Source organism: Stenotrophomonas sp. YJH_SMC_94-11, assembly GCF_059370435.1.
The window spans coordinates 258,898-285,401 of record NZ_JCAFTR010000003.1 but is presented as its reverse complement, the minus strand read 5'-3'; the positions used below and the strand labels follow the sequence as shown (position 1 = coordinate 285,401).

Here is a 26,504-nt window from a genome sequence, read left to right as displayed (position 1 = left end):
TTTCACGACGAACGTCAGATTGCACGCGAGTAGCGCGGCTGCTCGCAGGCCGCACGCAGGTACGGGTCGAAGCACATCGCCAGCAGTCGCAGCAACGGCCGTCCAGGCTCGCTGGCGCGCACTACACCGTCACGGTACTCGGCCAGACCGTCCTCCTGCAGCCGCTGCACCGAACGCAGGTCTTCGGCGAAGTACTGCTCGAAATCCACGCCATGGCGCTGGCCCAGCACCGCACCGTCCACTTCGCCCTGGCACATCAGCTGCTGGATCAGTTCTGCGCGCAGCTGGTCGTCGGCACTGAGCGCCACGCCGCGCCACACCGGCAACTGCCCCTGGTCCACGGCATCCTCCCATGACGGCAGGTCGCGCGGATTCTGGCTGTAGGTGGCACCGATGTGGCTGATCGCACTCACGCCCAGGCCGAGCAGATCGGTATCGGCGTGGGTGGTATAGCCCATGAAATTGCGATGCAGCTGGCCGGCGCGCTGCGCGCGTGACAGATCTTCTTCCGGCAGTGCGAAGTGATCCATGCCGATGTACTGGTAGCCCGCAGTGGAGAGCCTCTCCACCGCCAGGCCCAGCAGCGCCAGCTTGTCTTCCGGCGAAGGCAAGCGGCGTTCGTCGATCTGCTTCTGTGCGCGGAACAGATGCGGCAGGTGTGCGTAGCCGTACACCGCCAGGCGATCCGGGCGCAATGCCAGCACCCGTTCCAGGGTGCGGCCAAATCCTTCCAGGCTCTGTCCCGGCAGCCCATAGATCAGGTCGACGTTGACCGAACGCATGCCGCTGTCGCGGCAGGCCTGCAGGATGTCCAGCGTCTGCTGCACGCCCTGCACGCGGTTGATCGCTTCCTGTACCTGTGGGTCGAAATCCTGCACGCCCAGGCTGGCGCGGTTGAAGCCCAGCCGCGCCAGCATGGCGACATCGCGGGTATCGATGAAGCGCGGATCGAGTTCGATCGAGAAATCGCGCTGCGGTGAATCGCTGAAATCGAAGCGCCGGCGCAGCCCTTCCACCAGCGTGGTCATCGCCTCGGCCTCGAGGAAATTCGGCGTGCCCCCGCCCAGGTGCAGCTGGATGACCTCACGGCCGTCCTCGAACTGCGGCGCCAGCAGGTCGGCCTCGGCCAGCACGCGCGCGACGTAGCTGTGGCCACGGCCGCGGTCGCGGGTGATCACCCGGTTGCAGCCGCAGTAGAAGCAGGGACTGGAGCAGAACGGTACATGCACGTACAGCGACAGCGCGCGGGCCAGCTGGTTGCTGTCGGCGATTGCCTGGCGCAGTGCCGGCGCATCGAAGCCATCGTGGAAGTGAGGCGCGGTCGGATACGAGGTGTAGCGCGGCCCCGGCCGGTCATGCCGGCGCAGCAGGTCGGGGTCGAAGGTCCAGGCAAGACCGCCGGCGGCGGGTGAGAACGTGTCCATGCCGCCAGCATCGCGCCGGGCGGACGCCACCGCCTTGACCCAGATCAATCGCGGGTGGGGATTTCCAGCACCGGCAGGCCGACCTGCGGCCAGCGCAGCATCTGGTAGCGCTTCCAGAAGGTGTCACCGATGCGCGCGGCCACGTCGTTGGCCAGCGCCTGCATGGGCGGGTTGCCGCACTCGGCGCTGGTGATCCGGAACAGCACCAGCCAGCGGTCGAACAGGTCCTTGTCCAGCTCGATGGCCATGTGCTTGGACATCGGCGAGCCCTTGAAGCGGCGCGTGCCGCGCAGCATTGCCGACCAGAAATCGACCAGCTGCGCCAGATGTTCCGGCCAGTCGTGGACGTGTGCTTCGAACACAGGCCCCAACCGCTCTTCCTCGCGCACGCGTGCATAGAAGTCGTGGACCAGGCGGGTCACTTCCTGCTCAGTGCACAACCCGGGCGAGGAGACGGGCAGGACAGGCGGCGGTATTGCGTTCATCGGGGCACCCAAAGCTTGCCGGCAGTGTGCCGTAGCCGGCCGGCACCGCCGTTGATCCAGATCAATGTCGGCGCAGTCCGCTGCACCTAGTCTGGCATTCCTGCAGGAAGCATGCCCTGCGGATGCTGCGCCAGCCTCGGCGGAGTATACGCGCCGCCCTCATTCCGACCCGGGACAGCATGAACAGACCCTCTCCCAGCCGCCGCCAGCAGCTGATCCAGCACTGGGGCGCCATCCTCTGGCCCAGCTTCATCGCTGCAGGCCTGGCCAGCGTGGTGTTCTTCGCCTTTGTCGACCCGCTGCGTCTGCAGGCGATCAGCTTTCCGGGTACGGCGATCAGCCGCGAACTGGGCTATACGGCAGGATTCTTCATGTTCTGGTCGGTGACCGCACTGTCCAGCGCGGTCACCTGGTACCTGCAGCGACCGATGCCAAGCGACGACGACGACGAGCTGCCGCTGGGATGAGTACGGCCTGCACCGGAATCCCACGCCGCTGGCATTGGCGCGCCGCGCTCAGCATGCTCTTGCTGGCCATGTTCTATGCCCTGCCATGGCTGCGCTGGAATGGGCGGCAGGCCCTGCTGCTGGACATCAACGCACGGCGCTTTGACCTGTTTGGCTGGACATTGTGGCCCGGCGATGTTGGCGTGCTGATAGGGTTGCTGGCGGTGCTGGCGGTGGGCCTCGCGCTGCTCACCCACCTCGCCGGCCGCATCTGGTGCGGCCACGCCTGCCCACAGACGCTATGGCGCCGCGCCTTCGACTGGATTGCGCGCGCCATGGCCCGGGCCTTGCCAGCGCCCGCCGTGCGCCCTGCCACCCAGGTGGCATGGGGGCTGCTGTCGCTGTGGACCGGCATCACGTTCGTCGGTCTGTTCAGCCCGATCGAAGAACTGGTGGTCGCCGCGCCGCATGCCGGTTGGAGCGGCTGGGAAACGTTCTGGGTGCTGTTCTATGCCGCCGCCACCTGGGGCAATGCCGGCTTCCTGCGCGAGCAGGTGTGCCGTTCGCTGTGCCCTTTCGCGCGCCTGCAGCCGCTGCTGACCGATCCGCATACACCCCGCATGTTGTACGACGCGCGCCGCGGCGAACCGCGCGGCATGCGTCCGTCGGGGCTGGGGGGCGTGCTCGGACGCGGCCGTGGCCTGCTCGACCCGACCACCGCACAGGACTACGTGTTCCGCGCTGCACATCCGCTGCTGGCCGGACCGATGCCCACCTTCAGCGCCGACCGCCTGGGCGACTGCACCGATTGCGCTGCCTGTGTCAGCGCCTGCCCGATGCAACTGGATATCCGCCAGGGACCTCAGGCCGATTGCCTGGCCTGCGGCGCCTGCCTGGAGGCCTGCTCGCGGCAGCAGCACCAGGCCGGTTTCGGCCCGGGGCTGGTGCGCTACTGCAGTCCGCAGGCCATGGCCGGGCAACCGCGGCAATGGTGGCGACCGCGGACCCTGGCACTGCTGTCGATACTGCTGGCGCTGTTGGCCTGCGGCGCCTGGCGCCTGCTTTGAATCAACGGATCAACGCGGCCCGTTGGCGTGCGGCGGCACCAGCTGCGCACGTCGCACGATGCCCAGCTGCTCGATGATCAGCGCCATTTCATTGGTGACTTCGGTACGCTCGGTCCCCTGCGGGACCAGGCGGTCCAGCACCTGCTGGTAGGTATCCCAGAACGCCGGACCGCATCCGTGTTTGTGATAACTGGCTTCCAGTTCGCGGCGTACCCGTTCAGCCAAGCCATGCATGCCGTATTCCATACGACCTCCGTTGGACTTGTTCTGCATCGTTGACGGTCTACCGACTCACTTGCGAGCTACTGAAAGACTCCCGGGCTTCACGTCCGGTTGATCCCAATTAGTCATAGATTTCACGACAGGTCAATTACATACCGCGACTTTCGTGATCGAAATTATTAATCGTTCACGAAACCACATACGGGGAGACGGGGTGCCCGGATGGGTCGGACCCGACACACTGCCCCGATTCCCCCGGTTCCGCCCTGGTAGGCGCCATTGATGGGCCAGCCCCGTTTCATCGAAGTTTCCAATGTTGCTAAGCATACTTAGCAAATGCCGCTTAGGGTGCTATATGCGACAAAAGGCGGCGCAGTTGAGGCTTACTCGCCCTGCGCATCCTCAGTCGCGGGGAACAGGTTGGGATAGCGCTGATGCAGGATGTATTGGCGTAGCGCAGGAATCGGGAAGTTCTTGGGCCATTGCGACACGGCAGATCGGCTTATGCCAAAAAAGCGCGCCAGTTCGGCATCGGTCCGGAAACCCAGCCGGGCGCGTACCTGCCCCTTGCTCCAGAATTCGGTCACGGTCGGTCCTTCTGTTAACCAGACTTATTCTTGGAACAAGGGAACTTTGCGATCCACGCGTTAAGCTGGCTTGCATAGATGAATACTCTCGGCCAACGACTCGCCATTGCCATGAAGAAAGCCGGGCACCCTCGCCCGGCCGATCTGGCCCGCGCCGCCGATTCGACGACGGCAACCATCAGCAACTGGCTCAACGACCATGTCAGCCCCGCCCATGTGAAGGCCGAACAGCTGTTCCGCATCGCCGATGCGGCCAAACTGGACGCGCGTGAACTGCTGTACGGCGTGAGCGGGCTTGGCGTCGGTGAGCGGGGCAATACCTATATCCCCAGCCAGGCCCACCTGGATGTCTGGCAGGACGCCTATGAACTGGTCAGCCACCTGGTGGAGGAGAAAGGGCTGGAGATCGACCACCGCCGCCACGCGGCCCTGGACCTGCTGGCCTTCGAACTGCTGATGGACGGCTTCAGCCGCAGCAAGGTCATCCGGGTGCTGACGACCTCGATGACGTGAATGCACTACCACTGGTAGCATGGTCGCGGATGGGGATGGGGCTCCCCCGATAACCGCCTGAAAGGGCTGATGGCTCCTGCCAGGACGAACCGGCGTTCGTCGATGGCGGGCCGTGCCTGTCGTCGGCGTTCGCCATCGAATCAGCGAACCCGCAACCGAGGCATGTGATGCACGCATTGAACAATTATCTGCTGGTCTTCGTCGGCGGCGGGCTCGGCGCCTGCCTTCGCCATGCCTGCAACCTGATCGGTACGCGGGTAGCGGTCGGCAGCCCGTGGCCGTGGTCGACCTTCCTGATCAACATCAGCGGTGCACTGCTGATGGGCGTGCTGGTCGAAGCCTTCGCCCTGCGCAATGGCGCGTCGCCGCAGCTGCGCCTTCTGCTGGCCACCGGCGTCCTCGGCGGCTACACCACGTTCTCCACCTACGCGCTTGAAATCGGTCTGCTGCTGCAGCGCGGCCATCATGGCCTGGCAGCGTTGTACGCCGGCGGTTCGGTGGCACTGGGCCTGGTTGGCCTGTTCGGTGGCATGAAACTGGCCCGGCTGGTGCTGGGCTGAGGCTCAGCCCGCGCCGGCGCGGGCCTGTCCGCGCCACTCCCGCGGCGACTGCCCGGTATGTGCCTTGAATGCGCGCGACAGCGCGGCTTCGCTACCATAGCCAACGTCATCAGCGATCCGCTTCAACGGGCGCCCCTGACGCAGTGCCTGCTGCGCCAGGCCCACCCGCCAGCCCTGCAGGTACTGGCCCGGGGTGGTGCCCATCGCCTCACGGAAACTGGCAGCAAATACGCTGCGTGACATGCCGGCCACCTCGGCCAGGTCTTCCAGGGTCCAGGACTGTGCGGGCGCTTCATGCATCGCCACCAGCGCCAGCCGCAGCCGCGGATGCCCCAGCCCGGCAAACAGGCCACCACGCATCTCCCCCCCTTCCATCAGCTGCCGCAGCACCTGGATCATCACCACCTCGAACAGCCGGTTGACCATCGCCGCACGCCCGCAGCGCTGCTCGAAGGCTTCTTCGAACAGCAGCTCCAGCGCTGCGTTGCCGCCGTACAGATCGGCCAGCGGCAGGCAGATGAAATCGGGCAACGCCGCGCTGATCGGGTTGAGCCGCCCGCCCTCGAAATGCAGATTGGCGCAGGCCATGTCGGCGCCGTGCTGCGGATCGGTGCTGAACCGATGCGGCATCGGCCGTGGGTACAGCAGCAGGCTCGGCACCTCGACCTGGACGGTCTGCTGGCCATGGCTGACCTGAAGCGGGCCACGTCGCACCAGGTGCAGCTGCCCGGCGTCATCCTCGCCCGCCAGCGAGTTGATGCCGCACAGCGCGCCGGCATGGAACACCGAGGCAGTGACCGCAAAGCGGTCAAGCAGAATGGCGAGCCGGTCGACCATAACGGGACCCTGGGTAAAGTAGAAGGAGATCAAGGCGACACATCGTATCGGAATCCTCCCGTAGCGGACGTGATCGACTCGGGGAGCGGGCGCCCCCAGCCCGCCCTTCCTGCGGCAGTGCAGCGCGCGCAGGCTGCTGGCGGCGTCTAAGCTGACGCGATTCCCGGATGGAATGCCCGTGATGTGTCGATGGCTACGATGTGCCCTCAACCTCACCCTCGCCCTGCTATTCCCCACGACACAGGTGATGGCCGCACCCGCTGCATCACCGCGCACGTTCAGCGGCGAACTGCAGGGCGCCCCGTGGCGACTGGATGTGCCGGCTGACTGGAACGGTGACCTGGTGATGCTGGCGCATGGCTACGAGCCGGTAGGCATGCCACGTGCTACGCCAATGGCTGCCAATGACGGCACCGCGCCACTGCTGGCTGCAGGCTACGCCGTCGCGCAGAGCGCCTATGCCAGCCAGGGCTGGGCGGTGGCCGATGCGATTACCGACATGGAACGCCTGCGCCGGCATGCAGCGGGTGAACTCCGGCATGTGCGCCACACCTGGCTACTGGGATTCTCGATGGGCGGAGCCGTGACCCTCGCCAGCCTCGAGCGGTTCCCGCAACACTACGCCGGTGGTGTGTCGCTATGCGGCGCCAATCTCAGTGGCGAACAGATCGCGAGTGATCTGCTGACCACGCTGGTCGCTTTCGATTACTTCTTTGCCAAGGCCGAAGGCCTGCCGGCTGCGGGACTGGTCTCACGCGAAGCGGCTGCGCTGCCACAGGGCGAACTGTACCAAGGCATCTCCAATGCGCTGCAACGCAGCCCGTCGCATGCCGCGTTGCTGGCACAGCGGCTGCAGGTGTCCGCTGATGCACTGGCCGGCACGATCAGCCTGCATGCACTGGTCCTGCACGAACTGGCCACGCGCAGTGGCGGCATGCCGGTGGGCAACAGAGGTGTGGCTTACAGCGGCTTCGGTGACGACATGGCGTTCAATGCCGGCGTACAACGTGTCGATGCCGTGCCTGCCGCGCAGGCCGCTGTCCGCAGGGAGCTGGCATTGAGCGGTGCGTTGAGGCGACCGCTGGTGATCCAGTTCAACAACAACGACCCGACGATCGTGCCGCGCATGCAGACAGTGTATCCGCAGACGGCCGCACGGGCCGGCGCCCGTCCGCTGCCACAGGTGCTGCCACGCGTTGGCGAAGGCCATTGTGGCTTCTCCGGCGCGCAGATCATTGAGGCGTTGAAGGCCGCGCAGCGTTGAGCAATCGCGGCCCGCGCGCAGCTCAGCCGCCCAGCGTGCCCATCGTGAAGGTGTAGCCCGAGCTCATCAGGAATTCGCGCATGCGCATTTCCGCGCGCCGTGGTGAGGCCAGGTTGGCCGGCGCGTACAGGGCATACACCAGGCCCGACCCTTCAATATGCTCGCGGCGCACCCCGCAGCGGGCGGTTTCCGAGGCGATGACCCATCCGTCCTTCAGCCGATCCGGGCCAATGGATTGCCCGTTCTTCAAGCGGAAGGTCAACCAGCGCACATCTGCCGTGACTTTGCTCATTTCCGTTTCGCTCCGTGGCTGGAACGACGCGTGATGTCCTTGCTCGCCATTGCGGCTCCCTGAGACGTGGAACTCGACCATAGCGCCTTTCCATGTCGTGGCCCGCTGAGACTGGTGACCGGGGCGTGGCGGACTGCTGCAGGTGAAGCAGCGCGGCGTCGGAAATGGCGGCGGCAGGGAGCATCCTGCCGGCGCAGTTCACAGGCAGGGAACCCGACTCACGTAGCGCGGTCGCTGCCCTGGTTCAAGGCGTGCAGCGCATCGGCCAGCGCCTGGATTTCGGCACGCAGGGCCAGCCGCTGCAACCACCGCCCGGGGATTCCGCGCGCACCATGGAATGCGCCCGCCAGCTGCCCCGCGATGGCGGCCGTGGTGTCGGCGTCCTCGCCAAGATTGGCCGCCTCGAGCACGACGGCTTCAAAGGTGTCGTGGCGATCAAAGCACCAGAGTGCAGCTTCCAGGCTGTCGGCAACATAGCCATTGCCACGCATCTGCTCACGCGTGGCACCGCGGTAGCCGCCCGCCGCGATCTGCCGCAGCCGCGCGCTCTCGACAGGGACATTGCTGAGATCCAGCACCGCGTCACGGGTGCCACCTGCCAACGCCCGCTCCAGCGCGACCGCCAGCAAGCGGCACGCCTCCAGGCACTCCTGTGCAGCGTGCGTCGTTCGCGAACTCAGCTCGGCCATTGCCTGCAGGTCGGGAGTCCCGGCGTAGCGCAATGCCACCGGCGCCAAACGCATGATCGAGCCATTGCCAGCGCTGCGTGGGTCGTCACTACCCGCCAGCGGTTGGCCGTCCTGCAGGAACCGGTCGATGGCAGCCCGCGTTGCCATACCGATATCGAAGCACTCACCGGTCGCACTCCAGTACCCATGCCGGTACCAGTTGGCGTAGCGGTTCATCTGATCGTGCACATCGAAGCTGTCACAACGCACCAGGCTCTCGGCCAGGCACATCGCCATGGAGGTATCGTCGGTCCATTGCCCCGGCTGCAGCTGGAACGGCCCACCACCCACCATGTCGGTGATCGGGGTGAAGCTGCCACGAGGCTTGAACTCCAGCGTGGTACCGACGGCATCGCCGCACGCGAGGCCGAGCAAGGCGCCGCGGAAGTGATCAATCTGGTTCATCACACGAGTGTAGCGCCACCGCATCTGACATGACTGACTGCCGGGCGGTGATCGCGCGAGCGGGGAATCGATCGCAGCCAAACAAAAAAGCCCTGACCGGAGTCAGGGCTTTTCAATTGGAGGCCTCAAGCGGAATCGAACCGCTGTAAACGGATTTGCAATCCGGTGCATAGCCACTCTGCCATGAGGCCAACGTACTGCGCGCCAGGAACGTAGCCCTGACAAGACAAAACCCCAAGATGGGGCCTGTCGGAACATGGAGCGGGAAACGAGACTCGAACTCGCGACCTCAACCTTGGCAAGGTTGCGCTCTACCAACTGAGCTATTCCCGCGTAAGCCGACATGCTACCGGAAATCCGGAAAACACACCAGCGATTTCACTTTTCTGACTGCGCGTAAAGCCTTGTGGCCCAACGTGCCCCGCCTTGCCGTGGCGGGAGAAAAACAAGGCCCCTACCGGGGCCTGTAGAATCTGGAGCGGGAAACGAGACTCGAACTCGCGACCTCAACCTTGGCAAGGTTGCGCTCTACCAACTGAGCTATTCCCGCAGATTCCATTCGACCTGCGTCGAAGGAGCGCTATTGTGTCCAAATTCCTTCACGCCGTCAACAGTCTTCACATCATGCGGTCACTGGCGTCCGCACTGGGTTACGCTGCTCCGCCCAAGCACGGACACCCCCGATGCCGAGACGCTACGTCCGTCTGTTCTGCTTGCTGGTCGCGCTGACCTGGTTGGCGCTGATCGCCGCACTTGTCAATGCTGGCTTCACTCCGGACTACTGGCTGCTGCATCGCCTGGAAGGCGCCCAGCTGCCCTATCCGACCAGCACCGTCATCGTGTTCGCGTTGCTGGGCACGGTTGAACTGGTGGTGGCGGCACTGATCGTGCGCCCGTGGAAACTCAAACGCCTGTGGCTGCGCCTGCTTATCGCCTTCGCCCTGCTGCTGGTGTGGTCGATACCGTGGATGCTGTCGGCGATGCACCAGCCGCCGGTACAAGGCATGCACCTGCTGTGGTTGCTGCTGCTGGACGTGGGATTGCTGCTGGCGCTGTGCGTGGTGTCGGCGGTGAGCGCGTGGCGGGCGCTCTGGCGGCGCGGGTCACCACAGACTCCCCCGCCGCAGCGCTAGAGGCTTACTTCCGGAACTCCACCCGCACGTGCTGGCCGAAGCGCGCCTTGGCTTGCCCGTCGAACTCCAACACGCACTCCACCACCTTGGCCATGCCACGTCCTGCATCTTCAGGCAGGCGTGCCTGCGCAAACACCGGACTGATGCGCACCACGCGTGCGGGCGGCAGCGTGCCCATGTTCTCCGCACCATCACTGTCCGGCACAACGGTAGCCTTCATGCCCACCTGCACGGCATCGGCGTAGGCGGCGCTCAGTTCGGCACGCACCTGCAGCGGGCGCGCCGGCAGCAACGAGATCGCCGGCTTGCCCGCCTGCACGAAGGCACCGACGCCCGGCACCTGGCCGACCACGGTGCCGGCTTCCGGCGCGCTCAACGACATCTGCTGCAGTTTCAGCTTCGCGTGCTCCAGCTTGTGCTGCGCCATGTCGACCTGCGCACCGGCCACCTCGACATCGGCACGCACACCGGCCAGCTGCTGTTTGGCCGCATCGGCCTGCTGGTTCGAGGACACACCTTCGCTGGCGCCCGTGGACAGGCGGGTGGCGTTGCGTTCCAGTTCGCGCAGCTGCGCCTGGCTGCCCTTCAGGCGGTCATTGGCCAAGGCCAGATCGGCGGTGGCCATTGCCACTTCCTGCTGCAACAGGGCGCCATCCAGCGACAGCAGCAACTGCCCCTTCTTCACCGTGGCGCCTTCCTTCACCGGCGCTGCAGTGATCGAGCCATCCACCGGCGGTGCCAGTGCGATCAGGCCACCTTCGACGTCAATGATGCCCCGCGCCACGGCGACCTTGCCGGCGGCGGCAGTACCCTCCCTGCCTGAGGGGGCCGATGCAGCGGTGGGCGCTTCCCTGGAACAGGCGCCGAGCAGCAGTGCCGCGGACAGGGCCAGGTTGAGGGGAAGCAGATGCGACGTCTTGGTCATGGGGCGGACTCTACGGTTTCGTTCTGGCGGCGGTCATCACGGACCATGCCGTCTTCCATGGCGATCACCCGATCGGCATGCCGGATCAGGCGCGGATCGTGGCTCACGCACAGCACGGTGGCGCCATGCGCACGTGCGTAGCGATGCAGGATGTCGATCACGCGCTGGCCGTTCTCGGCATCCAGCGCGCTGGTGGGTTCGTCTGCGAAGATCAGGGTCGGCGACTTGGCAAACGCGCGGGCAACCGCCACGCGCTGTTTCTCGCCACCGGACAGCTGCGCCGGGCGCATGTGGCTTCGATGGCCGAGGCCGACTTCTTCCAGCGCCTTGCGGGCCAGCGGCTCGCTTTCGCGATTGCGCATGCCGCGGTAGCCCAGTGGCAGCTGCACCTGCTCCAGCGCGGTCAGTGCCGGGAACAGGTTGAAGCCCTGGAACACGAAGCCGACATGGTGCAGGCGGAAACGCTCCACTTCACTGCGGGTCATGTGGCCCACGTCCTGGCCCAGCGCGTGCACGCGACCGCCATCGGGCGCGGACAGGCCGGACAGCAGCGACAGCAGCGTGCTCTTGCCGCAGCCGGACGGGCCGGATACCAGGGTCAGCTCGCCGGGATAGATGTCCAGCGACAGGCCACGCAGCACCGGCACCTGCACATCACCGGACATGAAGCCTTTCTCCAATGCGTCGGCCTGCAGGGTCGGGGCGACGGCGCGTGCGGAAGTCATCGGCCGGTCCTCAACGCAGCAGCAACGATGGATCGGAGCGGACGACACTGCGCACCGCCATGATGCTGGAGAGCATGGCCATCACCGCCACCAGCGCCACGCAGCCGAGGATCACCATCGGCGTCAGCTGCACCGGTACGCGCTGGGTCTGCGCGATCAGCAGCACCACGGTGCTGAACGCCGCCGCCAGCAGCATGCCCACGCCACCAATCAGCAATGCCTGCTCGAACACCACCCGTGCCAGCGCATAGCGGCCTGCACCGAGTGCATTGAGCGTGGCGTACTCGCGTACCGAGCCGGCCACCACCGAGGCGAACGACTGGTTGGTGATCACCGCACCGACGAAGCAGACGATGACGGCCATGAACAACACGGCGATACCTGCGCCGGTATCGAACAGCCAATACTGCTGCGAACGGCTGGCGAACGCCGGCGCGGTCCAGAACTCGACCGGTGTGGCCTGGCCCATCGACGCGGCCAGGCGGTCACGCACGCGGTCGGCCAGTTGCGGCGAGCGCAGGCCCGCCACGAAATAGGTGCTTCCCTCGTGTGGGTCGGTGCCGGCGATGGCACGCGCGGTGTCCAGCGAGGCCAGTACATTGACACCGCCAAGGCCCCGCAGGCCCGGTTGTGCAGCGACCACGCGCACCGCCTTGCCATTGATCCAGGCACGGTTGCTCTGAAGGTCCACGCCCAGCGTATCCAGATCGGCGCTGTCGACGATCACCGCACCCGGCTCGCGCAGCTGCGCGCGCAGGTTGGCAGGGAGGATGCGCGCGAACATCATCGCATCGTCCCGGGTGGAGATACCGGACAGGTACACCGACACATTGCCGGTGCCCTGCGCGCCGGATCGCCATTCGCCATCGACCCACTCGTAGGGCTCGACGCGGGTGACATCCGGGTCCATGCGCAGATGGCTTTCCACATCCGCGCTGATTGCATGGCCGTAATTGACACTCTGGGTGCCGGGGAAACCAGCCCAGATATCAGCCGAGGACGCTTTCACATAGATCGCAGCGGTACCGAAGATGCCCAGCACCAGTGCGGCCTGCACGATCAACAGCACACCGGCGAAACACATCGCCAGCACCACCGGCAGGAACCGGCGCCACTCATAGGCCAGGGTCTTGCGGGCGAGTGCGATCATTGTGGTTCGCCCTCACCCTCGGCAGGCAGCGGGGCACCGCCGAGGGCGCGGTACAGCGATGCAAAGGCCAGAACGCGCGCACCCTGCGCAGCGATCAGATCAGCCTGCGAGGCGAGTGCGGCGCGTTGCGTGTCGAGTCCATCGAACTCGCTGGACAGACCCAGCTGCACCTGCCGCGCCTGGCGCTTGACCTGCTGCCCGGCGGCGTCGTTGGCCGCGCGCAACGACTGGATGCTGCTGTCCTGCCGCGCCAGGCTGCCCAGCGCGCCTTCCACTTCGCTCACGCCTTCCAGCACCGCCTTGCGGTATCCCAGCAAGGCGGCATCCAGCTGCTTTTCATTGGCATGGAAGCGCGCGCGACGCTGGCCCCAGTCCCATAGCGGAATATCGATGTACGGGCCGATCGACGGGCTCGAATCGGAATTGGAGCGGGCGTTCTGGGTGAGGTTGTACGCGTACAGGATGGAGCCGCCAAGGCTGACCCGTGGATACATCGCTGCGCGCGCCGAACCCTTGCTGGCCGCTGCCTGCATCACCTCTGATTCGGCCAGCAGGATCTGCGGGCGGTGGCGCAGCAGATCCGCAGGGACCTGCTGCAGCGAGAATGCACCGAGCTTCGGCGGCGCGCGGTACGCGCGCCAGGCGGGATCCGGCCCGTCACGCCCCAGCAGCAGCGCCAGCGCGCGGGCCGCGTTGTCCGCATTTTCGCGGGCCTGCGCCGTCGCTGCCCGGGTCGCCGCCTGGCGCGCGCGCAGGCGTTCCAGCTCGCCCGGCTCATCCAGGCGCAGGCGCAGGCGAACCCGTGCCAGTTGTTCGCCTCGATCATCCACGGCCTGCTGTCTGACCAGCAGATCCTGCTGGGCCTGCGCTACGGTCAGGTCCAGATAGCTGCGCACCACGTCGGCAATCACCGCCACTTGTGCGGCATTGCGCAACGCCTCGGCATTGCCGGCCGAGGCCTGCGCGCTGAGATGGGCACTCTCGGCGGCGCCGAACAGGCCCAGGTCCCAGATCGCTTCGATGCCTGCATGGAAATAGGTGTCGACCGCGGCGGCGTCCTGTACCTGCTTGGCGCTGGCCGAGATCTCCGGCAGGAAGCGCGAATCCGAGGTGCCGGCGACGATCCGCACTGCCTGCAGGCGCAACGTGGCCTGCTGCAGATCAAGGTTGCCGGCGATGGCTTGATCGACCAGGCCGTCCAGCGCCGGGTCGGCCAGCACCTTCCACCACTGCCTGGCATCCACCGCCACGCCCTGGCCCTGCGGCACCTGGGTCCAGGTGCTGGGGGTGCGATCAGGCAGGTCCGGAGCCGGCACCGACATGCAACCTGCCAGCGCCAGGCTGGTCAGCAGTGCGCCCGGGCGCAGCAATGCCTGCAGGGAGAGTCCGCGCCCGGTCCTGGGCACTGCCACTGGAGTGATACGCCTGACCACCAGCCCGCCAACGTGTAGAAGGAGCATGAAGGCTACCGTGCGATTGTGGAGCGAACATGGAGAATTGGTCCGAAAACGGTCACAACACGCGTGCGGTTCAGGCAACGATGGTGTTGGCCTTTCGCCAGCCTTTCAGTGCATGCGACGCGCGGAACGCTGGTGCAACATCCAGGCCATTGCGTCTTGTTGACGCGCTCTCCGCTTCCCTCGTCTGCGGTCGTCCCCACGACCGATGCGTCCCGCCATTCCGATTGCGACACTGACCTCGGATTCGTCACGCCGGGCGAGTGATATCACGCCCGCTATGAAGATGCCGTGGCGCGACTGTAGCGGCCCCTGCCGCCAACATCATGACAAATGAAAAACGCCCCCTTTCGGGAGCGTTCTTCATGAATCTGGAGCGGGAAACGAGACTCGAACTCGCGACCTCAACCTTGGCAAGGTTGCGCTCTACCAACTGAGCTATTCCCGCAGATTTCGTTCGACCTGCGTCGAAGGAGCGCTATTGTGTCGATATTGCTGCACGGCGTCAACAGGAATTTTCGGCCGCATTGTGGGGCGGCGTTCAGGCCCTTGGACTTGGCCCTCGGGTCCGCAGGCCACGCCGGACTTCCCGCAACAGAGCTACGTTCTCGTTGATGCGCCCCTGGATCATGATCAAGGTGTCTTGAGCAATAACGTTTGAGTACATGCTGTTGGCGATTTCCGTGAACTGGCTGGCCACGTCGCAAATGCGGCCAATCGCCAGACTGGCGTCCCCGTGCTGCACTTCTGCCTCTTCGGCAAGGCGAAGCAGGTCAGCACGGGAAATCTCCAGTGCCTCCCCCATGACGTCCATCTGGTGATATCCGTTGGGTCCTTCGCAGAAGGTCACGTCGTAGGCCGGAGCCAAGCGCCATTGCCCATCCGGCGACATGATGTAGGCAAAGTTTTTCGGATGATCGTCCCGGTTGTTGAACGCAACGTTGAAGACCGCACGTTCGAAGGCCACGGCCATTTGCCGCACGTCATTGGTGCACAACCGGGTCGCGCGCAGGAAGTTGACATAGTCCAACGACCCCGCCGTCTGGTAGTTGGCGCCCGTGAATGCAGCAAGACTCTGCATCGGCACACGCAACCCATCGTGGCGATCAAAGCGCTTGCTGGCGAACGCGGCCAGCCCGTTGGGCAGGCTGAAGTACTGCGTGTCCGGGGTCTCGATGCCACACCTGCGCAGGCACTCGGCGTAGACCATTTCGATGGCGCACACCTCGGCATGCTCTTCTCTGGCCGGGAACTTGATCAACCAGGCTTCGAAGCCGGGCGTGACAGCCGTGGTGAACGCGCCCGATCGCGGATCGCGATAGACCAGGGCCTTGGGCCTTGCACCTTGGGGCGAACCACCCACCAGCAGCAAGGTCTGCAGGAATTCACCTCCCTCTCCGTGGAGCACCTCCTGCACTTCCGCGGAAAGCTGCTCCAGCGGTATATGGACCTGCGGCGCCTCACCTTCGGGCGCCACGGGCTCAAACGTCATGGCCCCCATCGCGTTGCCACCGATATAGGCCAGCCGCTGGAGCGGGCCAATGCGCGCTGCGTTGATTCCGCGGCGCCTGAACATGCGGTCCATCAGCAGCATGCCCCAGCCGTCTGGCAACGCGTCATACACAGGTCCGGGCAGTTGCAGTTGATGGTCCGGCAAATCCCGCCGCAACGGAGGGCCGGCCAGCGGCAGCTTGTACGAAGACAGTTCCAGCCCCCTTCGCCGGGCCTCGTTGCTGTACTCGAACGCGATCAGCGGGCGGCCGGTCAGGGCGAGGCTGGAGATCAGCGTTCCCCAGTGCCATCGCTCTCCCCACCCTTCGTAGAAGACTTTCACCTGTTCAGGCATTACGGGGCTTCCTCTTCGTCCGGAGGCGGTTCGCAGCCTCTTCGTAGCGCCGAATGTCTTCGATGCTGTCCAGCTTTGGCCGGAACAGGCCTTCGAGCTCGTTGATCCGACCAAGGACCATCGCCACGCGGACCACCGCCTCGAAGCCAACATTGCGCCCGGCCTCCAGGTTGGACACGGTGTTGGTACCAATGCCGGCACGCCCGGCCAGATCCGACTGTGTCATGCCCAACGCCATGCGTTCTGTGCGCAAGCGCCCGCAGAGTCGCTTGACGACCTCGCTGGGCTTGCTGAAGCTTAAATCCAACATAGCGTGCATGATCCTCTATCTATGCCATTTAGCACCCCAAATTATAGAATTAACCCCAACTCCATTCAATTGATTTAACTCCCGGATTTTGTGCTTTATTTGCTCATTCAGTTATATAAATACAGAATTCTGGAATTACATTGGTAAAGCGCGCGTCACGTGCGCAGGCCACGGCGGTGGAAGTAGACCTGCTCGGCAATGCGCCGCGTGGCCGCCGTGTGCAGCAGCGCGTTAAGCGGCCAGTCGACCTGCAGATGATCCATCGCCCAGCGCAGCAGGCGCTTGCCATGGAACGCCGGCGCCACCTGCCGCGCCACCCGTTCCGCTTCCGGCCCTTGCCCACGCAGATGGCGGGCCATCGCCTCGCCGACCGCCCAGCCGTGCCGCCACGAGGAGTGAATGCCCCCGGCGGACAGCGGCGAGACGATGCCCGCCGCGTCGCCGGTCAGGATCACGCGTTGGCCGGTGATCGGCCCATCCGGTCGGCCGCAGGGCACCAGGCCAGCGCGGGTGGCCGAGGGACGCGCAAATGGCGGGATGCCGACCACATCGCGCACATGCTCAAGGAAACCATCAATATCCGGCGGCCGCGCCTGTCGCGGATCATGACGCAGGGCCAGCCCGACCTGCAGGCCGGTCGGATTCTGCGCGACCCAGCCGATGTAGCCCGGTGCAAAGCGCTTGCTGACGAAGCAATGCAACGCGTCGCCCTGTGCCACCTGCAGGCCGGCGAACTCACGCTCGACGCCGTAGAGGTTGTCACGCACCTGGCCAAGCCCGGTGCGCTGGGCAACGCGTGAGCGTGCGCCATCTGCGCCGACCAGATAGGCGCTGCGCCCTGTCCCTTCGACCTGCCAGCTGTCACCGCAGCGACGGGCGTCGGTGAAGGACTGCTGCAGGCGCAGGTCGACACCGTTCGCGCGCAGTTCGCTGGCCAGCCAGCGCATCAGGTTCGGCGTATCGGTGGTGAGGAAGTAATAGCCCGGCGCGGCCAGCAACACGCTGCGCAGGTTCGGCGCATACAGACGCACGTTGGCAACGCGCTTCACGAGGTGCTCGGGCATGCGCCCCAGCCAGGTCTGCTCCATCGCCTCTTTCACCACGATGCCGGTGGTGTGCAGGCGCTCGCCGGGGTCAGCCTTGCGTTCCAGCACGCAGACGCGCAGGCCGTACTGGGCAGCAGCCAGTGCGCAGGCGGCACCGGCAAAACTGGCGCCGACGATGACCACATCATGGTCGTAGGCGGAAGGAGTTTGGGGCATGGCTGCATCGTTCTGGAGGAACACAGATGCAGCTTCCAACTGGCGCGTGGCGAGGCCAAGGAGTGGCGGTGAAGTGGGGATGAAGCAGGCTCTACGCAAACGAAAAACGCCCCCTTGCGGGAGCGTTTTTCTTGAATCTGGAGCGGGAAACGAGACTCGAACTCGCGACCTCAACCTTGGCAAGGTTGCGCTCTACCAACTGAGCTATTCCCGCTTGGGAGGCGAAATTCTACCTATTCTGGGAATGGCGTCAAGCGGTTTTTTCGGGGCCTGCGAGGCGCCTTGCACCGCGTATCCACGCATGGCGTGGATCTACTACAGCATCCCCGCACACCGTTGGATCCGCATCATCCGTGGATGCAGCATTTCCAGTAGATCCACGCCATGCGTGGATGGCAGCAACCGTGGGGTCAGAGCCCTTTCCTGCGGAAAGGGATCCGACCCCGGGGCTCAGTTGCCCAGCTTCTTCTGCCGCGAGCGCTCGCGTGCGGCGCGCTCGTCTTCGCGCAGGCTCGGCCAGGCGGCGTGCAGGTACTGCAGGCCCGACCACAGGGTCAGCACCGCGGCAATCGCCAGGGTCCAGTCGCCGATGTGGAACACCGGCCAGCCCATCCAGATGTCTTCCACCGGCACGTTCGGCGCCACCGAATACAGCAGGCACAGCAGCGCGACCATCTGCGCGGTGGTCTTGATCTTGCCGATCATCGCCACGCGCACCTTGGCGCGCTGGCCCAGCTCGGCCATCCACTCTCGCAGCGCCGATACCGCGATCTCGCGGCCGACGATCACCGCCGCCCAGAATGCCATCCACGGCGTCGGATGGCCCTGCACGATCAGGAACAGCGCTACTGCCACCATCAGCTTGTCCGCAACCGGGTCGAGGAACGCGCCGAAGGCCGACTCCAGCTGGTAACGGCGTGCGATCCAGCCGTCGAGCCAGTCGGTGATCGCGGCCAGGCCGAAGATCGCCGCCGAAGCGAAGTTGGTCCAGGTGTAGGGCAGGTAGAACACCAGCACCAGCACCGGGATCATCACGATCCGCAACAACGTCAGCCAGGTGGGCAGGGTCAACTTCATGCTTGCGTGCTTCTCTCTCTACTCGGCCGCATCAGGCGTGGCCAACCCGTGCAGGTTAGCGTAGATACGTGCCGCGAGGGCGTCATTGATGCCTTCCACCTTGGCGATTTCCGCTTCGCCAGCGGCTTTCAGGCCCACAAGACCGCCGAAATGCTTGAGCAGGCTGGCGCGGCGGCGCGGCCCGATGCCGGGGATATCCTCCAGCTTGCTGGTCATCCGCGCCTTCTGGCGGCGCCCCCTGTGGCCGGTGATGGCAAAGCGATGCGCCTCGTCGCGCACCTGCTGGATGAACTGCAGCGCCGGGTTGGCCGCGCCCGGGCGCAGCTCGCGGCCATCGGGCATCACCAGCGCTTCGTGGCCGGCGCGGCGCTCCACGCCTTTGGCCACGCCCACCAGCAGCACGCCTTCCACGCCCAGGTCGGCCAGCGCGGCCTGCGCCTGCGCCAGCTGACCGGCACCACCGTCGATCAGCAGTACGTCCGGCAGCACGCCCTGCTCTTCCACCGCACGGCGGAAGCGCCGATCGATGGCCTGGCGCATCGCGGCGTAGTCGTCGCCCGGCTCGATGCCGCTGATGTTGAAGCGGCGGTACTGCGCGCGTACCGGACCGGCGGCGTCGAACACCACGCACGAGGCCACAGTGGCCTCGCCCAGCGTATGGCTGATATCGAAGCACTCGACCCGCTTGACCGGCTCGGCCAGGCCCAGCATCTCGCGCAGTGCATCGCTGCGCGCATGCTGCGCATTGCGGCTGTTGAGTTCAGTGGCCAGGGTCAGCTGCGCGTTGCGGCTGGCCAGCTCCACATAGCCGGCGCGCTCGCCGCGCACGTTCCACTTCAGCTGCACCTTGCGCTCGGCCGAGGCCGACAGCGCCGCAACCAGCAGGTCGGCATCGGGAATCTCGCGATCCAGCAGGATCTCGCGCGGCGGCTCGAATTCGATGTAGTACTGCGAGACGAACGCGGCCAGCACTTCCTCCGGACTCTCCTCGCCATTGGTGCGCGGGAAGAACGGGCGGGTGCCGAGGTTGCGGCCATCGCGGAAGGCCAGCAGCAGCACGCAGGCCTGCGAACCCTGCATGGCCACCGCCAGCACGTCCAGGTCGGCGGCGCGGCCGTCCACGTACTGGCGCGTCTGCATGCTGCGCAGCGAGGAGATCAGGTCGCGCAGGCGCGCGGCCTGCTCGAACTCCAGGGCCTCGCTGGCGGCCTGCATCTGCTCGCCCAGCTCGCGGGTCAGCTCGTCGCTCTTGCCTTCCAGGAACAGCGCAGCACGGCGCACCGATTCGGCGTAGTCCGCGGCCGGCACCAGCTCCACGCAGGGCGCGCTGCAGCGGCCGATCTGGTATTGCAGGCACGGCCGCGAGCGGTTGCGGAACACGCTGTCCTCGCAACTGCGCAGCTTGAACAGCTTGTGCATCAGGTTCAGCGTTTCGCGCACTGCGGTCACGCCCGGATACGGCCCGAAATAGCGGCCGGGAATGGCGCGCGGGCCACGATGCAGGGCGATGCGCGGCCAGTCCTCGCGGGTCAGCAGCACATGCGGGTAGGTCTTGTCGTCGCGCAGCGAGACGTTGTAGCGCGGCGACAGCGACTTGATCAGCTGATTCTCCAGCAGCAACGCCTCGGCTTCCGAGCGCGTCACGGTCACGTCCATGCGCGTGATCTGCGAGATCATCGACATGATCCGCGCGTTCTTCGGGCTGCCGTTGAAATAGCTGCCGACGCGGTTGCGCAGCGCGCGCGCCTTGCCCACGTACAGCAGGGTGTCGTCGGCCGCGTACATGCGGTACACGCCGGGGGCGGTGCTGAGCTGGGCCGCGAAGGCCTTGCCGTCGAAGGCCGGGGCGGGAACGTCGGTCATTCGCTGATCGGGACTTCGCTGAGCACGCCGCTGTCGGGGTCGAATCGCAGCACGGCATGGGCGTCGGTCTCGGCGATCCACACCGCACCTGCGCCCACGGCCAGGCCAGCCGGGCCGTGCAGGCGGCGCGGCAGCGGCTGGGTGGTCAGTTCACCGCCGCCCAGGCGCAGCGTGCGCAGGCGACCGTTGCCGGTGTCGGCGATCCACAGCAGCGGGGCGTCCGCGCCCAGTGCGATCGCCTGCGGGAACTGCAGGCTGGCCTGCGCGCGCGGGCCGTCTTCACTGCCGAAGCGCCACGGCCCCTGCCCGACCAGTGTCTGCACCAGGTCACCACGCAGTTGCAGTGCACGGATCGAGGATCCCAACGCATCGGCGACGTACAGCACCTGCTGCACCACGGCCAGCGCGGTCGGTTGCGCGAAGGCAGCCAGATGGCCACTGCCATCACGCTCGTCGATGGAACCACTGCCGGCGCGCCATTGCAGGCTGCGCTGGCCCAGGTGGTAGCTCCAGATGCGGTTGTCGCCGGCCATTGCGATGTGCAGCTGGTTGTCGGCGATGGCCAGGCCAACCGGATGGTCCAGCGAGACCTGCCGCGCCTGCGCCACCGGGCCCTCCACCGGCGCGCCGGGTCGCCCGTTGCCGCACAGCGTGTCGACGATGCCGGTCAGCAGATTGATGCGGCGCACGGCATGGTTGCCGGTATCGGCGACGTACAGCGAATCGCGCTCCAGCACCAGCGCCTGCGGGCGGTGGAACGCCGCTTCGGCGAGATTGCCATCCATGAAATCGGCGGTGCCGAGGCCGAACTGACGAAGGATGCGGCCGCCATGGCTGCATTCGAGAATGCGGTGATGACCGCTGTCGGCGATGTACAGACGTTCGGTGCTGACCGCCAGCCCCTGCGGGAAGCGCAGGGCCTGGCGCGGTTCCGGATGCAGTTCGCTGCCGCCACGCGGCGGCGCCGAAGGTGCGCCCTGGCACAGCGCGTTCAAGGCGCGCTCCAGTTCACCGGGCGCGCCCTGCCCGACCAGCCGTTGCTGTTCGCGGCCCTGCGCGTCCAGCAGCACCATGGTCGGCCAGGCGGTGACGCCGAAGCGGCGCCAGCCATCCCAGTCGGCATCGAGCAGCACGGGCATGGTCAGGCCCTGACGGCGCAGCAGCTTCAGTGCGGCCGTGGCATCGCGTTCGAAATCAAAACGCGGCACCTGCAGCACCAGCGGCTGCAGCTTGCCCGGGTGGCGCAACAGCCATTGGCCGAACTCGGCCAGGCGTTGCGCACTCCAGGCGGAGGCCGCATTGACGAACAGCAGCGCGACCGGCCGGCCGCGCAGTTCGGTCAGGGTGCAAGGGGTGGCATTGAGCCAGGTGGCGAATTCGGGCAGGTCCGGGACGGGCTGGACGTTCATGACCTGATTATGCCGGAGTCGGCGTCATGCAACAGTCGTGCCACCGCACGTTTTGCAGCATCGTCGACCAGCGACCAGACCTGTTCGAAATGATCGCTGCCGCCGGTGTAGGGATCAGGGATGGCTACCCGCCCCTGCCCGCCGGACCAGGGCAGATACAACGCCAGCCGTTCACGCTGGGCCGCCGTCGCCAGGCGCCCGGCATCACGCAGGTTGGCCTCGTCGGCACACAGGATCCAGTCGAAACGTTCGAAATCCACGGCCTGCAGCTGGCGTGCGCGCAGGCCGCCGATGTCAACGCCGTGCCCGGCCGCGCAGGCGATCGCGCGGCGGTCCGGCGGCTCGCCCACGTGCCAGTCGCCCGTGCCGGCCGAATCGACCTGCACCCGCCCGGCCAGCGGCGCGGCATCCAGGTGTGCGCGCAGCGCGCCTTCGGCCATCGGCGAACGGCAGATGTTGCCGAGGCAGACGACCAGCAGCCTCATCGCGCGGCCATCGCCTGCAGCAGCCCCTCGGCGCGCTCCAGGTCCTCGGGCGTATCGATGCCCGGCGGGAACGGCTCGGGCGAGATCGCCACGCTGATCGGGTAGCCCGCTTCCAGCACGCGCAGCTGCTCCAGCGATTCGACCTGCTCCAGCTGGCCAGGCGGCATCGCCGCGAACTGCTGCAGGAAGTCGGCGCGATAGCCATAGATGCCGATGTGGCGCAGCCAGTGATGGCCGTCCGGCAGCGTGTCGCGGCTGCGTGCGAAGCCGTCGCGGTGCCAGGCGATCGGCGCGCGGCTGAAGTACATCGCCTCGTTGCGCACGTTGCGCACCAGCTTCACGACGTTCGGGTCGAACAGGGTGTGCGCGTCCTCGACGGTCGTGGCGAGAGTCGACATCGGCGCAGTGCCAGCGACCAGCGCATCGGCCACCGCGCGGATGCCGGTCGCCGGCGCGAACGGTTCGTCGCCCTGCAGGTTGACCACCACCGTGTCATCGGCCCAGCCGGCAATGCGTGCGCACTCGGCCAGGCGATCGGTGCCCGAGGCATGCGTGGTCGCGGTCATCGCCACCTTCACCTCGGCCAACCCGGACAGCGCATCGGAAATGCGTTGGTCGTCGGTCGCCACCCAGACCTCGCGGGCACCGGCCTGCAGCGCGCGGCGCGCCACATGCAGCACCAGCGGCTCACCGCCCAGCGGGCGCAGCGGCTTGCCCGGCAGCCGCGAGGCGGCAAAGCGGGCCGGAATGGCGACGACGAATTCGGTCATGCGGGCGGTTCTCGGCAGGCTCGTTACAACGGGAATGCGGCCAGCGGCGCGTGAATGCAAGCGCCGCCGCGCCACTCAGTTCGGTCGCAGCTTGTCCAGGCGATCGGTCAACGCCACCCAGAACGCGGCGGGCAACTCGGCGCGCAGCGGAACCGCGTAGTGCCAGTCGTTGCCGAACGCCCGGCATTTCACCGCATCCTTTTCGGTCATCAGTACCGGCAACTGGCTGCCGAAGGACAGGTCCTGCGGCTGGTAGGCCTGGTGGTCGGCGAACGCATGCGGCACCACGCCGATCCCGCGCGCGCGCAGCATGTCGAAGAAGCGCTGTGGATGGGCGATGCCGGCCACCGCGTGCACGCGCTGGCCCTTGAAGTACGCCAGCGGGCGCGCGCGGCCACCGGCCAGCGGCTGCGCACTGTCGATGTGCAGGGACATTGGCCACTGGCCGAAGCCACAGGCCTGTGCCGCGGTCTCCTCATCGGCCTGGCCGAGGTTGACCACGCGGAAATCGCACTCGCTCGCGCGGCTGACCGGCTCGCGCAACGGCCCGGCCGGGATCATCCGGCCATTGCCATAGCGACGCTGGGCATCGACCACTTCGATCTCGATGTCGCGCGCCAGCCGGTAGTGCTGCAAACCGTCGTCGCAGACGATCACATCGCAGCCGGCCTCGATCAGCGCCTTGCCGGCGGCGACACGGTCACGGTCCACGCGCACCGGCACGCCGGACTTCCAGGCGATCAGCACCGGTTCGTCACCGCCCTTCGCGGTTGGCGTATCGGCCTGCACCCACAGCGGCTTGTCGGCGTCTTCGCGACCATAGCCGCGGCTGGCCACGCCCGGCTTCCAGCCGGCCGCGCGCAGGCGCTCGACCAGGGCAATCGTCAGCGGCGTCTTGCCGGTACCACCGGCGGTGATGTTGCCGACCACGATGACCGGCACCGGCAGCGAGTGGCGCTTGCGCCAGCCACGCCGATAGGCGCGCCGGCGCAGTGCGGTGACACCTGCGTACAGCGGCGCCAGCAGCCGCATCGCCCACGGAACCGGGGTGCCGTCATACCAGTACGGCGGGGTCTGGGTGCCCTTGCCGGCCATCAGTCCTGCCTTTCGCGGAACTGCATGCTGTGCAGATGCTGGTACAGGCCGCCCAGTTCGAGCAGCTCCTTGTGCGTGCCGCGTTCAACGATGCGGCCATGATCCATGACCAGTACCTGGTCGGCATGCTCGATGGTCGACAGCCGGTGCGCGATGACCAGCGTGGTGCGTTCGGGCATCAGGCGCTGCAGCGCGTCCTGCACCAGGCGCTCGGATTCGTTGTCCAGCGCCGCAGTGGCTTCGTCGAGGATCAGGATCGGGGCGTCGCGCAGGATCGCGCGGGCAATCGCCAGGCGCTGGCGCTGGCCACCGGACAGCAGCGCGCCATTCTCGCCCACCGGGGTCTGCAGCTGCTGCGGCATGCGTGCGATGAACTCCCACGCGTTGGCGGCCTCGGCCGCCGCGCGGATCTGCTCGTCGGTCGCTTCCATGCCATAGGCGATGTTGGCAGCGATGGTGTCATCGAACAGCATGACCTTCTGCCCGACCATTGCCACCTGCCGGCGCAGGTCGGCCAGCGGGTAGTCGTCCAGTGCCACGCCGTCGAGGGTGATGACACCGCCGCTGGGCTCGTAGAAGCGTGGCACCAGCCGGATCAGGCTGGTCTTGCCACTGCCGGAACGGCCGACAATGGCCGTCACCGTGCCTGGCCTGGCAACGAAGCTGATGTCATCCAGGGCGATGCCGCTGTCCTCGCGGTAACGCAGCATGACGTGGTCGAACGCCAGTTCGCCCCGCACGCGCTGCACGTGTCGCTGCCCCTGGTCGCGCTCCACTGGCATGTCGAGAATGCCGAACAGGCGCTCGGCAGCAGAGACACCGCGCGAAATCGACGTCTGTACGCTGGTCAGGCGGCGCAGCGATGGAATGATGGCCATCATCGAGGTCATCAGGCCCATGAACTGGCCGGCATTGAGCCGGCCCGCCAGGGCCTCGCGGGTCGATACCCAGACGATCACCGCCAGCGCCAGTGCGGCCAGGAACTGCACCACGCTGGAGGCGGCGGCGCGGGTGACCTCGACCTTCATGTTCAGCGCCAGCATGCGGTTGGCCAGGCGCGAGTAGCGCGAGATCTCATGCTGCTGGGTGCCGTGCACCTTCACTTCCTGCTGCGCGGCCAGCGACTGCTCGGCAGTCTGCGCCATGGTGCCCATGCCGTCCTGGATGCCGCGGCTGATGCGGCGGTAGCGCTTGCCCACGTAGGACACGATGCCACCGATCAGCGGCACCACCAGCAGCATTGCCAAGGTCACCTTGACGCTCATCTGCAGCATCACCGCCAGCATCGCGATGATGGTGAGGGTGTCGGCCACCACGGTCTTCAGCGCGTCGGCGCTGGCCTGGGTGACCTGCTCGGTATCGAAGTTCAGGCGGCTGACCATCACCGGCGTCGCTTCGGTATCGAAGTGCGACGACGGCAGGTGCAGGTACTTCTGCAGCACCTGCTCACGCAGGTCGCGGACCACGCTGCGGCCAGTCTTGGCCAGCGTGTAGTCACTGACCCAGGTGGCCACGCTACGCATCAGGAACAGGCCGAGGATGGTGAGCGGCAGCACCACGGCCGCGCGCGGCTGCGGGTCGACGAAACCTTCGTTGACCAGCGGCTCCATCAGCTTGGTGAAGTGGTAGCCGGCCAGGGCCTCGACCACCATGGCGATGACCGCGCCCACCATGAACACCCAGTAGGTGCGGGTGTAGCCCAGCAGACGTTTGTAGATCGGCCACACCGGCGCGTGATGGGAACTCATGGACGCACCTCTGGCGCAGTTGCAATGGCGATACGACGGAAACCGAGTTGACCGAGCGCGTCCTGCGCGGTCACCACGGCCTGGTAGGGAGTGCGTGCGTCGGCGCGCAGCAGCACGGGCTGGCTGCGGTCACTGCCGGCCACGGACGCGATGGTCTGCTTGACCGACTCGACGTCGCTGCGCAGCACTTCCTGGTCATTGATGAAATAGCGGCCTTCGGCGTTGATCAGCACGCTGAGCGAACGCGGCGGCTCGTTGTTGGGCTGCTGGCTGGCGGTAGGCAGCTGCACCTGCAGCGTCGAGCGCGCATCGAAGGTGGTGGTGACCACGAAGAAGATGATCAGCACCAGGATGACGTCGATCAGCGGAACCAGATCGATATGCGGCTCATCCTGGGAGCGGTCATTGCCGATACGCAT

The 26,504-nt window shown here is 66.4% G+C and carries 28 protein-coding genes, 5 tRNA genes and 1 riboswitch; of the genes, 6 read left to right on the top strand and 27 right to left on the bottom strand.

Features of this window, described 5'->3' with window-relative positions; translation table 11 throughout:
• Window positions 1-14: 14 nt before the first annotated feature.
• A complete protein-coding gene (gene hemN / locus AC5P74_RS08105; RefSeq protein WP_053500383.1) occupies window positions 15-1,424 on the bottom strand; it encodes an oxygen-independent coproporphyrinogen III oxidase in 1,410 nt (469 codons plus the stop codon).
• Between the two features lie 44 nt (window positions 1,425-1,468).
• Window positions 1,469-1,909: a group III truncated hemoglobin gene (locus AC5P74_RS08100; RefSeq protein WP_053500369.1), complete on the bottom strand. Its 441-nt coding sequence runs from the start codon at window positions 1,907-1,909 to the stop codon at window positions 1,469-1,471.
• A gap of 179 nt (window positions 1,910-2,088) precedes the next feature.
• Between AC5P74_RS08100 and AC5P74_RS08095 the strand changes: the two genes are divergently transcribed.
• Window positions 2,089-2,376, top strand: a complete 288-nt coding sequence (locus tag AC5P74_RS08095) for a hypothetical protein (RefSeq protein WP_014036651.1) — start codon at window positions 2,089-2,091, stop codon at window positions 2,374-2,376.
• Complete coding sequence (locus AC5P74_RS08090) at window positions 2,373-3,422, top strand: 4Fe-4S dicluster domain-containing protein (protein WP_346607595.1); 1,050 nt, start codon at window positions 2,373-2,375, stop codon at window positions 3,420-3,422. The genes AC5P74_RS08095 and AC5P74_RS08090 overlap by 4 nt, the downstream gene beginning before the upstream one ends.
• A gap of 9 nt (window positions 3,423-3,431) precedes the next feature.
• Here AC5P74_RS08090 and AC5P74_RS08085 read toward each other — a convergent pair whose 3' ends face one another.
• A complete protein-coding gene (locus AC5P74_RS08085; RefSeq protein ID WP_005416001.1) occupies window positions 3,432-3,668 on the bottom strand; it encodes a hypothetical protein in 237 nt (78 codons plus the stop codon).
• Between the two features lie 359 nt (window positions 3,669-4,027).
• Window positions 4,028-4,231, bottom strand: coding sequence for a helix-turn-helix domain-containing protein (locus AC5P74_RS08080; RefSeq protein ID WP_346607596.1), 204 nt, complete (start codon window positions 4,229-4,231; stop codon window positions 4,028-4,030).
• 111 nt (window positions 4,232-4,342) lie between these two features.
• Here AC5P74_RS08080 and AC5P74_RS08075 point away from each other — a divergent pair, with 111 nt between their 5' ends.
• Window positions 4,343-4,744, top strand: a complete 402-nt coding sequence (locus AC5P74_RS08075) for a helix-turn-helix domain-containing protein (RefSeq protein WP_005415999.1) — start codon at window positions 4,343-4,345, stop codon at window positions 4,742-4,744.
• A 22-nt stretch (window positions 4,745-4,766) separates the two neighbouring features.
• Window positions 4,767-4,830, top strand: a riboswitch (Fluoride riboswitch).
• 81 nt (window positions 4,831-4,911) lie between these two features.
• Complete coding sequence (gene crcB, locus AC5P74_RS08070) at window positions 4,912-5,304, top strand: fluoride efflux transporter CrcB (protein WP_346607597.1); 393 nt, start codon at window positions 4,912-4,914, stop codon at window positions 5,302-5,304.
• Between the two features lie 3 nt (window positions 5,305-5,307).
• Here crcB and AC5P74_RS08065 read toward each other — a convergent pair whose 3' ends face one another.
• The gene (locus tag AC5P74_RS08065; protein ID WP_053500376.1) at window positions 5,308-6,141 is read right to left on the bottom strand and encodes an AraC family transcriptional regulator; all 834 of its coding nucleotides are present in this window, start codon (window positions 6,139-6,141) and stop codon (window positions 5,308-5,310) included.
• A gap of 181 nt (window positions 6,142-6,322) precedes the next feature.
• On the opposite strand from AC5P74_RS08065, the gene AC5P74_RS08060 reads away from it, so the two are divergent.
• Complete coding sequence (locus AC5P74_RS08060; protein WP_346607598.1) at window positions 6,323-7,405, top strand: alpha/beta hydrolase family protein; 1,083 nt, start codon at window positions 6,323-6,325, stop codon at window positions 7,403-7,405.
• Window positions 7,406-7,427: 22 nt separating this feature from the next.
• Here the strand turns inward: AC5P74_RS08060 and AC5P74_RS08055 are convergent, their stop codons facing one another.
• The 5 genes from AC5P74_RS08055 to AC5P74_RS08035 all read right to left on the bottom strand — a co-directional run bounded on the left by AC5P74_RS08055 (window position 7,428) and on the right by AC5P74_RS08035 (window position 9,380).
• A complete protein-coding gene (locus AC5P74_RS08055) occupies window positions 7,428-7,697 on the bottom strand; it encodes a hypothetical protein (protein ID WP_005415995.1) in 270 nt (89 codons plus the stop codon).
• Window positions 7,698-7,915: 218 nt separating this feature from the next.
• Entirely contained in the window at window positions 7,916-8,830 is a 915-nt protein-coding gene (locus AC5P74_RS08050; protein ID WP_206619809.1) for an ADP-ribosylglycohydrolase family protein, read from the bottom strand.
• A 117-nt stretch (window positions 8,831-8,947) separates the two neighbouring features.
• Window positions 8,948-9,021 (bottom strand) — tRNA-Cys (locus AC5P74_RS08045).
• A gap of 66 nt (window positions 9,022-9,087) precedes the next feature.
• Window positions 9,088-9,163 (bottom strand) — tRNA-Gly (locus AC5P74_RS08040).
• A gap of 141 nt (window positions 9,164-9,304) precedes the next feature.
• A tRNA-Gly gene (locus AC5P74_RS08035) sits at window positions 9,305-9,380 on the bottom strand.
• Between the two features lie 133 nt (window positions 9,381-9,513).
• On the opposite strand from AC5P74_RS08035, the gene AC5P74_RS08030 reads away from it, so the two are divergent.
• Window positions 9,514-9,963, top strand: coding sequence for a hypothetical protein (locus tag AC5P74_RS08030; RefSeq protein ID WP_206619730.1), 450 nt, complete (start codon window positions 9,514-9,516; stop codon window positions 9,961-9,963).
• Window positions 9,964-9,967: 4 nt separating this feature from the next.
• On the opposite strand, the gene AC5P74_RS08025 is transcribed toward AC5P74_RS08030, so the two are convergent.
• The 17 genes from AC5P74_RS08025 to AC5P74_RS07945 all read right to left on the bottom strand — a co-directional run bounded on the left by AC5P74_RS08025 (window position 9,968) and on the right by AC5P74_RS07945 (window position 26,504).
• The gene (locus AC5P74_RS08025; protein ID WP_346607599.1) at window positions 9,968-10,888 is read right to left on the bottom strand and encodes an HlyD family secretion protein; all 921 of its coding nucleotides are present in this window, start codon (window positions 10,886-10,888) and stop codon (window positions 9,968-9,970) included.
• Complete coding sequence (locus AC5P74_RS08020; protein WP_053501194.1) at window positions 10,885-11,613, bottom strand: ABC transporter ATP-binding protein; 729 nt, start codon at window positions 11,611-11,613, stop codon at window positions 10,885-10,887. Before AC5P74_RS08020 ends, AC5P74_RS08025 begins: the two co-directional genes overlap by 4 nt.
• Before the next feature lie 10 nt (window positions 11,614-11,623).
• Window positions 11,624-12,763, bottom strand: coding sequence for an ABC transporter permease (locus AC5P74_RS08015; protein WP_346607600.1), 1,140 nt, complete (start codon window positions 12,761-12,763; stop codon window positions 11,624-11,626).
• A complete protein-coding gene (locus AC5P74_RS08010; RefSeq protein ID WP_206619729.1) occupies window positions 12,760-14,223 on the bottom strand; it encodes a TolC family protein in 1,464 nt (487 codons plus the stop codon). The genes AC5P74_RS08015 and AC5P74_RS08010 overlap by 4 nt, the downstream gene beginning before the upstream one ends.
• Window positions 14,224-14,592: 369 nt before the next feature.
• Window positions 14,593-14,668, bottom strand: a tRNA-Gly gene (locus AC5P74_RS08005).
• Window positions 14,669-14,761: 93 nt separating this feature from the next.
• Window positions 14,762-16,066, bottom strand: coding sequence for a type II toxin-antitoxin system HipA family toxin (locus AC5P74_RS08000; RefSeq protein ID WP_329841731.1), 1,305 nt, complete (start codon window positions 16,064-16,066; stop codon window positions 14,762-14,764).
• A complete protein-coding gene (locus AC5P74_RS07995) occupies window positions 16,059-16,385 on the bottom strand; it encodes a helix-turn-helix domain-containing protein (protein WP_346607601.1) in 327 nt (108 codons plus the stop codon). The genes AC5P74_RS08000 and AC5P74_RS07995 overlap by 8 nt, the downstream gene beginning before the upstream one ends.
• 146 nt (window positions 16,386-16,531) lie before the next feature.
• Complete coding sequence (locus tag AC5P74_RS07990) at window positions 16,532-17,638, bottom strand: NAD(P)/FAD-dependent oxidoreductase (protein WP_329841728.1); 1,107 nt, start codon at window positions 17,636-17,638, stop codon at window positions 16,532-16,534.
• A gap of 138 nt (window positions 17,639-17,776) precedes the next feature.
• Window positions 17,777-17,852 (bottom strand) — tRNA-Gly (locus AC5P74_RS07985).
• Between the two features lie 236 nt (window positions 17,853-18,088).
• Window positions 18,089-18,715: a CDP-diacylglycerol--glycerol-3-phosphate 3-phosphatidyltransferase gene (gene pgsA / locus AC5P74_RS07980; protein WP_021203601.1), complete on the bottom strand. Its 627-nt coding sequence runs from the start codon at window positions 18,713-18,715 to the stop codon at window positions 18,089-18,091.
• An 18-nt stretch (window positions 18,716-18,733) separates the two neighbouring features.
• Window positions 18,734-20,578, bottom strand: a complete 1,845-nt coding sequence (gene uvrC / locus AC5P74_RS07975; protein WP_053500510.1) for an excinuclease ABC subunit UvrC — start codon at window positions 20,576-20,578, stop codon at window positions 18,734-18,736.
• Window positions 20,575-21,987 carry a hypothetical protein gene (locus AC5P74_RS07970; RefSeq protein ID WP_346607602.1) on the bottom strand — a complete coding sequence of 471 codons (1,413 nt, stop codon included), beginning with the start codon at window positions 21,985-21,987 and terminating at the stop codon, window positions 20,575-20,577. Before AC5P74_RS07970 ends, uvrC begins: the two co-directional genes overlap by 4 nt.
• Window positions 21,984-22,472 carry a low molecular weight protein-tyrosine-phosphatase gene (locus AC5P74_RS07965; RefSeq protein WP_206619726.1) on the bottom strand — a complete coding sequence of 163 codons (489 nt, stop codon included), beginning with the start codon at window positions 22,470-22,472 and terminating at the stop codon, window positions 21,984-21,986. The genes AC5P74_RS07970 and AC5P74_RS07965 overlap by 4 nt, the downstream gene beginning before the upstream one ends.
• On the bottom strand, window positions 22,469-23,242 hold the full coding sequence (gene kdsB, locus AC5P74_RS07960) for a 3-deoxy-manno-octulosonate cytidylyltransferase (RefSeq protein ID WP_329841722.1): 774 nt from the start codon (window positions 23,240-23,242) through the stop codon (window positions 22,469-22,471). The genes AC5P74_RS07965 and kdsB overlap by 4 nt, the downstream gene beginning before the upstream one ends.
• A gap of 75 nt (window positions 23,243-23,317) precedes the next feature.
• Window positions 23,318-24,337, bottom strand: coding sequence for a tetraacyldisaccharide 4'-kinase (gene lpxK, locus AC5P74_RS07955; protein ID WP_053500518.1), 1,020 nt, complete (start codon window positions 24,335-24,337; stop codon window positions 23,318-23,320).
• Window positions 24,337-26,085 (bottom strand): lipid A export permease/ATP-binding protein MsbA, encoded by a 1,749-nt coding sequence (gene msbA, locus AC5P74_RS07950; RefSeq protein ID WP_053500520.1) that lies wholly within the window; start codon window positions 26,083-26,085, stop codon window positions 24,337-24,339. The genes lpxK and msbA overlap by 1 nt, the downstream gene beginning before the upstream one ends.
• Window positions 26,082-26,504: an ExbD/TolR family protein gene (locus AC5P74_RS07945; protein WP_005415977.1), complete on the bottom strand. Its 423-nt coding sequence runs from the start codon at window positions 26,502-26,504 to the stop codon at window positions 26,082-26,084. The genes msbA and AC5P74_RS07945 overlap by 4 nt, the downstream gene beginning before the upstream one ends.